At 40.2% G+C, this 13,218-nt stretch carries 14 protein-coding genes; 12 read left to right on the forward strand and 2 right to left on the reverse strand.

Annotated elements, in window-relative coordinates; genetic code table 11:
• Positions 1-18 precede the first annotated feature (18 nt).
• Positions 19-1,062 carry a 23S rRNA (adenine(2503)-C(2))-methyltransferase RlmN gene (gene rlmN / locus TEGAF0_RS12085; RefSeq protein ID WP_264898580.1) on the reverse strand — a complete coding sequence of 348 codons (1,044 nt, stop codon included), beginning with the start codon at positions 1,060-1,062 and terminating at the stop codon, positions 19-21.
• Between the two features lie 42 nt (positions 1,063-1,104).
• Here rlmN and TEGAF0_RS12090 point away from each other — a divergent pair, with 42 nt between their 5' ends.
• On the forward strand, positions 1,105-2,304 hold the full coding sequence (locus tag TEGAF0_RS12090) for an acetyl-CoA C-acyltransferase (protein WP_264898581.1): 1,200 nt from the start codon (positions 1,105-1,107) through the stop codon (positions 2,302-2,304).
• Between the two features lie 95 nt (positions 2,305-2,399).
• A complete protein-coding gene (locus TEGAF0_RS12095) occupies positions 2,400-2,792 on the forward strand; it encodes a hypothetical protein (protein ID WP_264898582.1) in 393 nt (130 codons plus the stop codon).
• Here TEGAF0_RS12095 and hisS read toward each other — a convergent pair.
• Entirely contained in the window at positions 2,755-4,122 is a 1,368-nt protein-coding gene (hisS, locus tag TEGAF0_RS12100) for a histidine--tRNA ligase (protein ID WP_264898583.1), read from the reverse strand. The genes TEGAF0_RS12095 and hisS overlap by 38 nt on opposite strands.
• Positions 4,123-4,328: 206 nt before the next feature.
• On the opposite strand from hisS, the gene TEGAF0_RS12105 reads away from it, so the two are divergent.
• The 10 genes from TEGAF0_RS12105 (at position 4,329) to TEGAF0_RS12150 (ending at position 13,210) form a co-directional block, all read left to right on the forward strand.
• A complete protein-coding gene (locus TEGAF0_RS12105; protein ID WP_264898585.1) occupies positions 4,329-4,562 on the forward strand; it encodes a hypothetical protein in 234 nt (77 codons plus the stop codon).
• Between the two features lie 11 nt (positions 4,563-4,573).
• Complete coding sequence (locus TEGAF0_RS12110; protein WP_264898587.1) at positions 4,574-5,491, forward strand: PstS family phosphate ABC transporter substrate-binding protein; 918 nt, start codon at positions 4,574-4,576, stop codon at positions 5,489-5,491.
• 25 nt (positions 5,492-5,516) lie between these two features.
• Positions 5,517-7,316 carry a tetratricopeptide repeat protein gene (locus tag TEGAF0_RS12115; protein WP_264898589.1) on the forward strand — a complete coding sequence of 600 codons (1,800 nt, stop codon included), beginning with the start codon at positions 5,517-5,519 and terminating at the stop codon, positions 7,314-7,316.
• Positions 7,317-7,416: 100 nt separating this feature from the next.
• Entirely contained in the window at positions 7,417-7,818 is a 402-nt protein-coding gene (locus tag TEGAF0_RS12120) for an NADH-quinone oxidoreductase subunit A (protein ID WP_051408438.1), read from the forward strand.
• 83 nt (positions 7,819-7,901) lie between these two features.
• On the forward strand, positions 7,902-8,492 hold the full coding sequence (locus TEGAF0_RS12125) for an NADH-quinone oxidoreductase subunit B (protein WP_051417251.1): 591 nt from the start codon (positions 7,902-7,904) through the stop codon (positions 8,490-8,492).
• A gap of 4 nt (positions 8,493-8,496) precedes the next feature.
• The gene (locus TEGAF0_RS12130) at positions 8,497-9,003 is read left to right on the forward strand and encodes an NADH-quinone oxidoreductase subunit C (RefSeq protein WP_264898593.1); all 507 of its coding nucleotides are present in this window, start codon (positions 8,497-8,499) and stop codon (positions 9,001-9,003) included.
• Positions 9,004-9,013: 10 nt separating this feature from the next.
• Positions 9,014-10,237 carry an NADH-quinone oxidoreductase subunit D gene (locus tag TEGAF0_RS12135; RefSeq protein WP_264898595.1) on the forward strand — a complete coding sequence of 408 codons (1,224 nt, stop codon included), beginning with the start codon at positions 9,014-9,016 and terminating at the stop codon, positions 10,235-10,237.
• An 11-nt stretch (positions 10,238-10,248) separates the two neighbouring features.
• The gene (locus TEGAF0_RS12140; protein ID WP_264898597.1) at positions 10,249-10,749 is read left to right on the forward strand and encodes an NADH-quinone oxidoreductase subunit NuoE family protein; all 501 of its coding nucleotides are present in this window, start codon (positions 10,249-10,251) and stop codon (positions 10,747-10,749) included.
• 3 nt (positions 10,750-10,752) lie between these two features.
• On the forward strand, positions 10,753-12,105 hold the full coding sequence (gene nuoF, locus TEGAF0_RS12145; protein WP_264898599.1) for an NADH-quinone oxidoreductase subunit NuoF: 1,353 nt from the start codon (positions 10,753-10,755) through the stop codon (positions 12,103-12,105).
• 7 nt (positions 12,106-12,112) lie between these two features.
• Entirely contained in the window at positions 12,113-13,210 is a 1,098-nt protein-coding gene (locus TEGAF0_RS12150; protein ID WP_264898601.1) for a 2Fe-2S iron-sulfur cluster-binding protein, read from the forward strand.
• Positions 13,211-13,218: the final 8 nt, after the last annotated feature.

The following is a 13,218-nucleotide window of genomic DNA, read 5'->3' on the forward strand; positions in this document are numbered from 1 at the left end:
AATTAGTTTATCTGGCGCTTAGCCTTTGTTTGCCAATTGCCCACAAGCCGCATCAATGTCTTTGCCTCTACTTCGTCTGAGTCTTGCGTTTACTTTGTTGGCTGCAAGAATGTCCATAAAACGTTGTGTATCTTCTTCGTCAGGTTTAGTGAATTTAAAAGCATCAATGCTATTGTATTCAATAATATTGATCAGGTCAGCCGGAATTTGTCTGTAAACCTTTGTGAGTTCTTCTGCATCTTTAGCAGAGTCGTTCAGATTTTTAAACAGAATATATTCAAGCGTAATTTCATTTCCAGTCTTCTTATAAAAATAATTCAATGCTTCAGTGAGAACCTTGATATTGTTGGTTTCATTGATAGGCATGATTTCATTTCTTTTGGCATCGTTGGGGGCGTGTAAGGAAAGTGCCAGCTTAAATTTAACTTGGTCATCTCCCAACATTCTGATTTGTTTGGCAACTCCTGCTGTAGATACTGTTATTCTTCTGGGACTCATGAACAATCCATCTTCTGCTGAAATTCGTTCAATGGCTTTTAAAACATTATTGTAATTCAACAGGGGTTCGCCCATACCCATAAAAACAATATTGGTTAGTTTTTTTTCAAAAACAGATTCACTTTGCTGATTAATCAGCACCACCTGATCTACAATTTCATCAAAATTCAGATTTCGCTTCCGTTGCATATACCCTGTTGCACAAAACTTGCAGCTTAAACTGCACCCAATCTGGGAAGAAACACAGGCTGTTTTTCTGTCGTCAGTTGGTATTAATACCCCTTCAATTAGATGTCCGTCAAAGGTCTTGAATCTGCTTTTAATGGTTCCGTCATTGCTATATTGGGTAGCATCTGTGGTTAAGGCAGGCAAGGAAAAATCTTCTGCCAATCTGGATCTAAGTGCTTTGCTCAGGTTACTCATTGCTTCGAAGCTATGGGCATGTTTCTGCCAAAGCCATTCCTGTACCTGCTTTAATCTGAACTTTTTCTCGCCAATGCTGTCGAAGTAGGTTTCCAGGCTTTCCTGGCTCTGGTGGCGAATATTGGGTAACAAAGCACTCATTCTGCAAAGATAACTTATATCTTGCAGCCTCAATTATATTCTATGATTAGCGCTTGTTATGTGATTGATGCAGTAAGGACGCCAATTGGGAGATTCGGTGGAAAATTAAGCTCTGTAAGACCAGATGATATGCTGGCTACAGTTATCAGAGCCTTAATAGAACGCAATCCGGAAGTGGATCCCAACGCCATTGAAGATGTAATTGCCGGAGCGGCCAATCAGGCGGGGGAGGATAATCGCAATGTGGCCAGAATGGCCGCACTATTGGCAGGTTTGCCAACTTCAGTAGCTGGTTCAACTGTAAATAGACTCTGTGCCAGTGGGTTACAGGCAATAATGGATGCTTCCCGGGCCATTCAATGCGGTGATGGACTTTTTTATATTGCAGGTGGGGTAGAAAGTATGACCAGGGCGCCATTTGTACTGGCGAAAGCCGATAGTCCCTGGAGCAGAAAGCTGGAAACATATGACACCAGTTTTGGATGGCGCTTTATTAATCCAGCTTTATCGGAAAAATACCATCCTTATACCATGGGTGAAACAGCGGAAAATGTAGCCAGAACCTGGAAAATATCCAGGGAAGCGCAGGACGCTTTTGCCTTGCAGTCTCAGGAAAAATATTTTGCTGCTGAAGCTGCTGGTAAATGGAATGATGAATTAGTTGCGGTTGAAATGCTGGAAGACAGAATGGTAAGCTGGGTGAATAAAGACGAACATCCCAGAAAAACCAGCATGGAAAAATTAGCTGCTTTAAAACCAGCATTCATTAAAGATGGAACTGTAACCGCTGGGAATGCATCCGGTATTAATGATGGAGCGGCTGCGGTATTGCTGGCCAGTGAAGAAGCTGTCAAATTATTCAACTTAAACCCTATTGCTAAAATAACGAGTATGGCCGTAGCTGGAGTAGATCCTGCTATCATGGGGATCGGTCCGGTACCAGCTACCCAAAAAGCATTGAAGCGGGCAGGGCTTGGCATAAACGAAATTGGACTGGTTGAACTGAATGAGGCTTTTGCTTCTCAAAGCCTTGCCTGTATGCAGGACCTTGCGCTGGATCCTTCGTTGGTGAATGTAAATGGCGGTGCCATTGCGTTGGGACATCCATTGGGTTGTTCCGGTGCCCGCATTTCGGCAACCCTGATCCACCAGATGTTCAGGAGCAAAACCAAATATGGATTGGCTACCATGTGTGTGGGAGTAGGACAGGGGGCAGCTATCATTTATGAAGGGATGCAATAGTTTTCTTAAATAGGAACACGCATAGTTGATTTAAAATTTACATAAAAGGTATTCCGTTTATAACCGAATTGATTAATTTGTTCAAAATTATTGAAATGAAAAAGCTAATTGTACTTGTATTAATGCTGGTAGGATTTACAACAGCTACCAACGCACAAACAACTCCAACTGACACAACTGTTAATCAACTATTAGGCAAGTATAAATTTGCTGAAGGAAGTCCTGTTGCGGAAGTAACTGTGGTGCTAGAAAATGGGGCATTGATGATGAACTCTGCTGCCGGAGCTTCTCCACTAGAAAAGTCAGGTGAAGATGTATATATCATTACACAATTCCAGGGTACAGCAAAATTTACCCGCAATGAAAACAAAGTAGTTACCGGTGTTACTATTTTGGCAATGGGATACGAGTTAGTTGGAACCAAAGAGCCAGCTTCTAAAACATTTGCATTTAGAATAGTTGCGAAGCCAATTCAGTTTGTGAAATAGTTTTTTGCTCTCCGCTCATAATATTTTTCAGAATACAGGTCCCTTCTGTTAATTCGGTGCTGCCGATAATAACAACATGAGGGACTTGTTTTTTTTCTGCATATTTAAATTGCTTATCAAACTTGGCAGTTTCATGATACAGTTCGCAGGCAATTCCTCTGTCTCTTAAATCCTGCATGATTTCAAAAGCTTTTTTTGATTCAGCGGTTCCTAAATTAAAGAACAATACTTTGGTGCCTTTTTGAACCGCTTCAGGAAAGAGTTGCAATTCTTCCAGTACATCATAAATACGATCAACTCCAAAGCTAATACCTACGCCAGGTACATTGGATACACCAAATAAACCGGTAAGGTCATCATAACGGCCGCCCCCGCCAATGCTGCCCATTTGCGCACCAATAGCTTTGATTTCGAAAATGGTGCCTGTATAGTAATTCAGACCTCGTGCTAAAGTAAAATCAACAATAACCTGTGCGCGATTTTTAGTGGGGTGATTGGCTAAAATATATTCCAGTTCTTCAATGCCTTTCAACGCAGTTGCGTTTTCCTGCATCAGGTTTTTTAATTGACTGATTCTTTCCGTATTGCTTCCTTCAATGGATAAGTATTTTTCAATAATGGCAATTTGCTCAGTAGAAATTTCTCTGGTAGCCAATTCTTCTTTTACTTTTTCCAACCCAATTTTATCCAGCTTGTCAATGGCAACGGTAATAGGCACCATTACTTGAAGACCACCGCAAAGCTCTGCCAGACCTGCTAAAATTTTTCTGTTATTAATTCTGATTTCAACAGGTAGGTTCAGCTTTTCAAATGCTGTTGCATAAATAGAAGTTAATTCTAGTTCATTCAGCAAACTATTACTGCCCACTACATCGGCATCACACTGATAAAACTCTCTGTATCTTCCTTTTTGTGGACGATCGGCTCTCCATACTGGTTGTATCTGGTATCTTTTATACGGTAAGGTCAGCTGTCCATAATTCATAGCCACATAGCGAGCAAAGGGAATGGTCAGGTCGTAACGCAACGCGCGCTCTGTAATCCCCTTGGTATTTTTTCCTTCCAGTACTTTCTGGAAATCAGCGGTAATCTGGGCATGTTTGGCAGGATTGTCCAATCCATTGTTCAGGATTTTGAAAATCAATTTATCACCTTCCTCTCCATATTTACCCATCAGGGTATCCAGATTTTCCATAGCAGGTGTTTCAAGTGGCTGAAAACCATAGAGTTCAAATACAGAGCGTATGGTATTGAATATATAAGTACGCTTCTGTACGGTTATTGCATTAAAATCTCTTGTGCCCTGTGGTATGCCTGCTTTGTTGCTCATAGGCCGCAAAATTATAGTATTGTCATTTAAATTAGCAGGACCAGTTTCCTGCAAATGGGGATTCCCTTTCGATAAATATGTAAATAAGTTCACAACTAACGGTCATTAGTTTATTGCCAATTCACCGAAAGTTTTTTATGGAATTTTAATTTTAGCGCATCTCACGTAAAATATTTACTAAATTGCCCATCCCGTAAAGTGATTGTATGGAAAATACTTACAGAGAGAGAAACCAGAAACGGTATAGTGTCTTCAGAAGGATCTATGATATTTCGATGGCAACTTTATTTCTGGGTGTAGGACTTGCAGTATTCTTCATAGAAAAGCTGGGTATGGATCTGGTGTTTACGGCAGAACCGCTTTATCGTAATTTATTCGGTAGCATTTGTGTTTTGTATGGAGCATTCAGATTATACAGAGGCGTAAAGCAAGAGTATTAATGGAGGAGGGTATGAAGAGATATAGATTGTTTGCTTGGTCACTGATTTTTTTGCTCTTTGTTTCTTGTGATTCAAAAGAATCAAAAAATGCTTTTCAGGATACAACAGAAGAAGGAACCATTTACATTAGTGTAGATGAAAGCTTTAAGCCTGTAATTGAAGAGCAATTAAGAGTTCATCAATCCTCTTTCCCTAAAGCCAATATTGTAGTTTCCTACAAATCAGAAGCGGACTGTTTCAGAGATTTACAAAAGGACAGCACGCGCATGATTATTGTAGCAAGAGGCCTTAATGAGAAAGAAGCTGAGTTTTATAAATCTGCTTTATCTTACCAACCTCAGTATGCGGAATTGGCATACGATGCAGTTGCATTGATTGTAAATAATAATGCCAGCGATAGCATATTTACTTTTAATGATGTAAAAGATATATTAAGTGGAAAGCATAAAATCACAGCGGTGATGGATGGAAAATCTGCTACCAGTACAGTTCGCTATTTAAAAGACAGTGTGTTAAAAGGCGGTTCTTTTGGGGCAAACGTTGTAGCAGCGAATAATAGTCAGGAAGTGATTGATATAGTTACTTCTCGAAAAGATGTAATTGGTTTTGTAGGCCTAAGCTGGATAGGTGATGTATATGATAACCAACAACAATCTTATCTGAAGAAGATAAGATTGGCAAGAGTTGAATGTACCGCTTGTTTAGAAAAAGGAATTTTTGCAAAGCCTTCTCAATCAACCATAACTTATGGTCAGTACCCTCTGGCACGACCTTTGATTTATGTATTGAAAGAGAACCATGCAGGACTCGGTACAGGCTTTATGAATTTCATGAGTCTGGAAAGAGGACAGTTGATTTTCAGAAGATCTTTTTTAGCTCCGGCTAAAATGGCTTTTCATAAAAGGAATAGTAGTATAAACAACGAATAACAAAACAACTATAAAAAGAGAGAACATGAAGAAGACCGTTGCTTTGATGTTTGCAGCTGTATTTGCCGTACAATGCTTAACGGCTCAAATTGCCGAAGGCATTAAGCTGTTGCATTACGAAAAAAACAAAAGTGCAAAAGAAGTACTGCAGAAAAACTATGATGCAAATGCTAAAGATCCTCAGGCCATTTATTGGTTAGGTCAGGCGCATTTGGCTGGTAATGGAATTGAAGTTACCAAAGAAGATGTTGCTGCTGCAAAAGCGTTGTATCAGAAAGGTTTGCAGGAATTGGGCAGCGATGCCTGGTTGCTGGTAGGTATGGGACATGTTGAGTTGAGAGAAGGTGGAGACCTTAATTCAGCGAAACAAAAGTTTGAACAGGCCATTACTGCAACAACTGAAACAAGAGGTAAAAACAAAGGAAAGCCTAATCCAGCTATCTTAACTGCTATTGGTCGTGCCAATGCGGATGGAGACAGCAAGATGGGAGATCCTGTATATGGTATTGATAAATTAAAGCAGGCAGGTGCATTGGATTTAACCAATCCTGATATCTATATCTATATGGGTATCAGCTATCAGAAAATGGGTGGTGAAAATGGTGGAGAAGCCGTGAAAGCTTATACAGAAGCCATTGCACGTGATCCTAAAAATGCGTTGGCCATGTTTAGAATTGGCTTAATCTATAGAAGCCAAAACAATGAAGAATTGTTTAATCAGTATTTTGATAACGCAAAAACTGCTGATGCAGGTTTTCCTCCGGTATACTATGCTTTGTATCAGTACTATTCTGAGAGAGATGTAACCAAGGCAAAGGAATACTTAGATCAGTATGTTCGCACTGCAGATAAGGATTCAAGAAATGAATTGTACCAGGCAGATTATTTATTCCGTGCAGGTAAATACGATGAGTCTTTAGCAAAAGCCAAAGAGTTAGATGCAGCGGTAGGACTAAAAGCTGTTCCTAGATTAGGAGTTGTATATGCATTCAATTATTTAAGAAAAGGCGACTCTTTAACTGCTAAGAAATACATTGAAGAATTTTTGAACTCAGCACCTGCTTCAGAAATTCAGGCTTCCGATTATAAATTAGGAGTTGAAGTGGTAACTAAGTTTCCTGGAAACGAATCAACTGCCTTAACCTATGTAGATAAAGCTTTACAGGCAGATACTTTAAAAGCCAATCAAATTGCTTTTATCAATACTGCTGCTGATATGTTGGGTAAAGCAAAAGCATACCAAGCTCAGTTAAATTTAATGAAGCGTGGAATGTTGATGAAGGGCGAGTTAGCAGAGGTTGATCATTACAAACTAACTTCTTCTGCTTTTAATGCAAAAGCATACGATCAAGTAATTGAATTTGCTAAGCCTTACATGGCAGCATACCCTGATAAGCCTCAGCCGTACAGTTTCTTCAAGAGAGCTGCAATGGCAAATGGTAAGGATACTGCAAAAATCATTGAAAATTTAAATTATCTAGATTCTGTTTACGCTAAAGTAGATTTAGAAAAGCACAGAAAGACTATTTTCTTAGATGAATACTTTAAGATTAACTATTATGTGAATCTTTTCAACGAAATCAAAAAGCGTCCTGATTTCAAAGTCACTACCAAGGGTGAAAAATCTCCTGCAGTAGAAGAGTTCTTGGCGGTTTGTCAAAAAGCCATTGAAGTGGCAGACAAAATGTTAGCCCTTTACCCAACTGCCGGAGAAGAAAATAACAAATTTGCCCAGGATGTAAAAGCAACCATTCAGAAAAACATTGATTATTACTCCAATCCAACAGGAAAAGGTGGCGCTTCAGGTGCTAAAACCGGCAGCTAAGTCGCTAGTTTAAAATTAACGTAAAGAAAAAGCTCCTCAAATTGAGGAGTTTTTCTTTTATATGCTTTACAAGCGTATTTTTGCGGACTTAAAGCGCACTATGGAACCATTATTTACTCTGATTGACGCAAGTTCAAGCAATTCTGCTTCCAATTATCTGCCTATTGCCATTCAATTGATTTTTGCTGCAGGTTTTGTAGCAACCATGATTGGTATCTCATCCTGGGTTGGACCCAAGCGTAAAACCGCCGATAAGCTGGAGAATTTTACCAGTGGTATCGAATCTCATGGTAATGCTCGCCAGCCCATGGCCATTAAGTACTTTCTAGTGGCTATTCTTTTCGTTTTATTTGACGTGGAAGTGATTTTCTTTTATCCTTATGCAGTAAACTTCAGAGAATTGGGATGGAATGGGTTTCTTGCAGTAGTAATGTTTGTAGGATTTTTCCTGATCGGATTTACCTACATCATTAAAAAAGGTGCTTTGGAGTGGGAAGACTAATGGATTAAGGGGGAAACCGAACCAAACCCCTTAGTAGCTGTTCTATACGTTAAACAGGATTATAACTATTAATATTCAGTATTATGTCACGTCCGGTAAGATTCAATATACATCCAAAAGAGGCGCAAATTGCCGATTCAATCACTTATGTTAATGCGCCTGAAGGGTACGGTGGAGAAGGATTTTTTACTACCAAGCTAAGTGATGTGGTAGGATTGGCACGTAAGAACTCTCTTTGGCCAATGCCTTATGCAACTTCCTGCTGTGGTATCGAGTTCATGGCCACTGCTGCTTCTCACTATGATTTGTCCAGATTTGGTGCGGAAAGAATGAGTCATTCACCCCGTCAGTGCGATTTGCTAATGGTAATGGGAACCATTGCAAAAAAAATGGGTCCTGTATTACGTCAGGTTTACCTGCAAATGGCCGAGCCCCGCTGGGTAATGGCTGTTGGAGCCTGTGCTTCCAGTGGTGGAATTTTTGATACATACAGTGTTTTACAAGGCATTGACCAAGTAATCCCTGTTGATGTATATGTACCTGGATGTCCACCCAGACCAGAAGCGATTTTAGACGGATTCATGAAAATCCAGGAACTGGTTGGTCAGGAGAGCATCAGAAGAAGAAACAGTGATCATTATAAAGCATTATTGAACGGCTACGGAATACAATAATATTATGGCAATCAGCAACGAATATATCCAGCAAAAGCTTACTGAAAAGTTTGGAGATCAGGTCTTCAACTTTGAAGAAACCTATGGTATGCTTTCTTTTGAAGCGCCCAAGGATTTCAACTTAAAAGTAATGCAGTACCTATACGATGAACCAAGCCTTGGATTTCAGTTTTTAACTGATTTGTGTGCAGTGAATTATCCTGATGACGCAGGAAGGGAATTGGCGGTTGTTTATCACTTACACAATCTTGTAGAAAATACGCGTATCCGTTTTAAAGTATTTACTTCTATTGCAACACCAGACGTTTTCACCGCTTCTCAATTGTTCTCTTCGGCCAACTGGATGGAAAGAGAAACCTATGATTTCTTCGGAGTAAATTTTGTGGGACATCCCAATCTTAAACGCATTTTGAATGTGGATGAGATGGATTATTTCCCTTTAAGAAAAGAATATCCTCTGGAAGATCAAACTAGAATTGACAAAGACGACGAAATGTTTGGACGCGGATAAAATTTAAAACATGAGTGATCACAATATAACATTAGCAGAAGACGCGATTGAGCGGAAAACAACAACCATCAATCTGGGACCCACCCACCCAGCAACGCACGGTGTATTTCAGAACATCATGGAGCTGGATGGTGAAAGAGTAGTGTCTAGTGAGCAAACAGTGGGTTATATCCACCGTGCTTTTGAAAAGTTAGCCGAGAGAAGACCGCTCTATCAGGTTACTCCTATCACAGATCGTTTAAATTATTGTAGTAGTCCCATCAATAATATGGGATGGCATTTAACCTGTGAAAAATTACTGGGAGTTCAAACACCAAAGCGTGTTGATTATCTGCGTGTGATCATTATGGAATTGGCTAGAATTGCGGATCACCTGATCTGCAACTCCATTGTTGGGGTAGACTCTGGTGCATTTACCGGATTCTTGTATGTAATGCAGTACCGTGAATTAATTTATGAAATATATGAAGAAGTATGTGGGTCCCGTCTTACTACTAATATTGGGCGTATTGGCGGCTTTGAGAGGAATTTCTCAAATACAGCGTTTACGAAACTCGAGAAATTCTTAAAAGAGTACCCAGTTGCTTTAGGTGAATTGGAAAGCCTGTTAACCAGAAACAGAATCTTTATGGAACGTACCATTGGTGGCGGTCCTATCAGTGCAGAACGTGCATTGAATTATGGTTTTACAGGTCCCAACTTAAGAGCAGCTGGTGTAGATTACGATGTACGCGTTCATACTCCCTACAGTAGCTATCAGGATTTTGAATTTGATATTCCGGTAGGAAAAACCGGAGACAACTATGATCGCTTCCTGGTAAGAAATGCAGAAATGTGGCAGAGTATGCGCATTATTCAGCAGGCATACAATAAAATTCAGGAATTCAAAGGAACAGAAGCAGAAGTATATCATGCAGATGTACCTGAATATTATCTTCCCAAGAAAGAAGATGTGTACACAAAAATGGAGGCATTAATCTGGCACTTCAAAATTATCATGGGTGAAGTAGATATGCCCAAAGGGGAAGTATATCAAGCAGTAGAAGGCGGCAATGGTGAGTTAGGATTCTATTTGATCAGTGATGGAGGAAGAACGCCGTTCAGACTACATTTCCGCAGACCTTGCTTTATTTACTATCAGGCTTATCCTGAGTTGGTAAAAGACAGCATGTTGTCTGATGCCATTTTAACCATGAGTAGTTTAAACCTGATTGCAGGTGAATTGGATGCTTAATAAAAGAAGCTATGACTAAGTTTAATGATGAACAACTGAAAGAGTTTAACCGCTTGGTAGCTCGTTATCCGGAAGGAAAACAAAAGAGTGCTTTATTGCCTGTACTGCATTTGGCACAGGAAAGCTTTGGTGGATGGTTAAGTGCTGAAACCATGGATTATGTGGCAGAACTGTTGAGCATTACTCCAATTGAAGTGTATGAAGTGGCTACTTTCTACAGCATGTACAATTTAAAACCTGTTGGTAAATATATGTTCGAAGTTTGCCAGACAGGACCATGTATGGTTAACGGATGTGACGACATTATTGAATATATTGGAACCAAACTGGGAATTAAACCAGGGGAAACCACAGCAGACGGAATGTTTACCCTGAAGACTGTAGAATGTTTGGGTGCATGTGGTTATGCGCCAATGATGCAGATGGGAAAACACTTTCGTGAGCATTTAACCAAAGAAAGAGTAGACGCCATTATTGATGAATGCAGAAAAAATGCTGCCGCAAATTATTAAGATATGGGTGTAAAATTATTATTAGAAAAAGCGCATGTGCCTGGTATCCGATACTTTGAAACCTATCGAAAAGAAGGCGGATACCGTGCGGTAGAAAAAGCTTTGAAACAATTGGATCCCGCATCCATTGTGGAAGAAGTAAAGAAAAGCGGACTTCGCGGAAGAGGTGGTGCCGGTTTCCCTGCGGGAATGAAATGGAGCTTTATTGCCAAGCCTGAAGGGGTGCCAAGACACCTGGTTTGTAATGCAGACGAAAGTGAGCCGGGAACCTTTAAGGATCGTTATCTGATGGAGTTTATTCCTCATTTGCTAATTGAAGGCTTAATTGTTTCTTCATTCGCATTGGGAAGTAACGATACCTATATTTATATCCGTGGTGAATACGCATGGATTGTAGACATTCTAGAGCAGGCAATTGAAGAAGCCAAAGCCAATGGTTTCTTAGGAAAAAATATTTTAGGTACAGGCTTCGATTGTAATATCTATGTTCAGAGAGGAGCAGGTGCATATATCTGTGGGGAAGAGACAGCTTTGATTGAATCATTGGAAGGTAAAAGAGGAAATCCAAGAATTAAACCTCCATTCCCTGCGATTGAAGGTTTGTGGAGAAGACCAACAGTAGTGAACAACGTAGAAACCCTGGCAGCAGTGGTTCCTATCATCAATATGGGTGGAGATGAATATGCTAAAATTGGTGTAGGCCGTTCTACCGGAACCAAACTGATTTCTGCCTGCGGTAATATCAATAAGCCCGGTGTGTATGAAATTGATATGACCATTTCTGTAGAAGAGTTTATTTATTCTGATGAATATTGCGGAGGTATTGCTAACGGAAAAAGATTGAAAGCCTGTATACCTGGAGGATCATCTGTTCCTATTTTACCTGCCAATCTTTTATTGAAAACAGCTAAGGGCGAAACCCGTTACATGAACTATGAAAGTTTAAGTGATGGCGGTTTTGCAACAGGATCTATGATGGGATCAGGTGGATTTATTGTATTGGACGAAGACCAGTGTATTGTTAAAAACACCTACACATTGGCTCGTTTCTATCGCCATGAAAGTTGCGGTCAGTGTTCACCCTGTCGTGAAGGAACCGGATGGATGGAAAAAATTCTGAAGAACATTGATACCGGCAAAGGTAAGATGAGTGATATTGATTTGTTATGGGATATTCAACGCAAGATTGAAGGAAATACCATCTGTCCTTTGGGAGACGCTGCTGCATGGCCGGTAGCAGCTGCCATTAGACATTTCAGAGATGAATTTGAATGGCATGTGAATCATCCTGAAGAAGCACAAAAAAGAAATTATGGATTGGCGCATTATGCAGATCCTATTCATGTACCAGCTTAATTAAGTTATGTCTGAACAACCATTATTTAAAGTAACCATCGACAATATCACGGTAGAAGTGCCTGCGGGAACTACTATCCTGAATGCGGCGCGTAAGATTGGCGGCGATGTTGCTCCCCCTGCTATGTGTTATTACAGCAAACTGGAAGGCAGTGGTGGTAAGTGCAGAACCTGTTTGGTAGAAGTAAGCAAAGGATCTGAGAAAGATCCAAGACCTATGCCTAAACTCGTTGCTAGCTGTCGCACAACTGTAATGGATGGAATGGAAGTTAAAAATATTACGAGTGACCGCGTAATGGATGCACGTAGTGGTGTGGTGGAATTTTTATTAATCAATCACCCATTGGATTGTCCAGTCTGTGATCAGGCCGGTGAATGTCACTTGCAGGATCTTAGCTACGAGCATGGCAAAGCGGGTACCCGTTATGAGTTCCAGCGCAGAACATTCAAGAAGCACGATTTAGGTGACAAAATTCAATTGCATATGACGCGTTGTATTCTTTGTTACCGTTGCGTATTTACAGCAGATCAGTTGACTGGAAAGAGAGAGCATGGCGTATTAGACAGAGGAGATCACGCAGAAATTGCTACCTATATTGAGAAAAATTTAGACAATGAATTTATTGGAAACGTCATTGATGTTTGTCCGGTAGGTGCATTGACAGATAAAACATTCCGTTTCAAAAACAGGGTGTGGTTCTTAAAACCAATGGATGCGCACAGAGACTGTCCTACTTGTAGCGGTAAAGTAACGCTTTGGAACAGAGGAGATGAAGTATTCAGGGTTACTGCACGCAAAGATCAGTGGGGTGAAGTGGAAGACTGGATTTGTAATACTTGCAGATTCGATAAGAAACAGACCAGTGATTGGGTAATTGAAGGACCCAGACTGATTGACCGTCACTCAGTCATTTCTCAGGGTCACTATGCAGGTAATGTGGGTACACACAAACCAAAAGAAACTTTTGAAGCAGTGCATGCTGGTCGCCAGCCTAAGTTGCTCATGGATATTCATAGCGTTAGCGAAGTGAACAAGCCTGAAATTACTTTGAGCAAATTAGACAGACCTGCACATTCAACTGACTTTACATCGAATAAAGACTAATAAACCAG

Source organism: Sediminibacterium sp. TEGAF015, assembly GCF_025997995.1.
Lineage (GTDB): Bacteria > Bacteroidota > Bacteroidia > Chitinophagales > Chitinophagaceae > Sediminibacterium.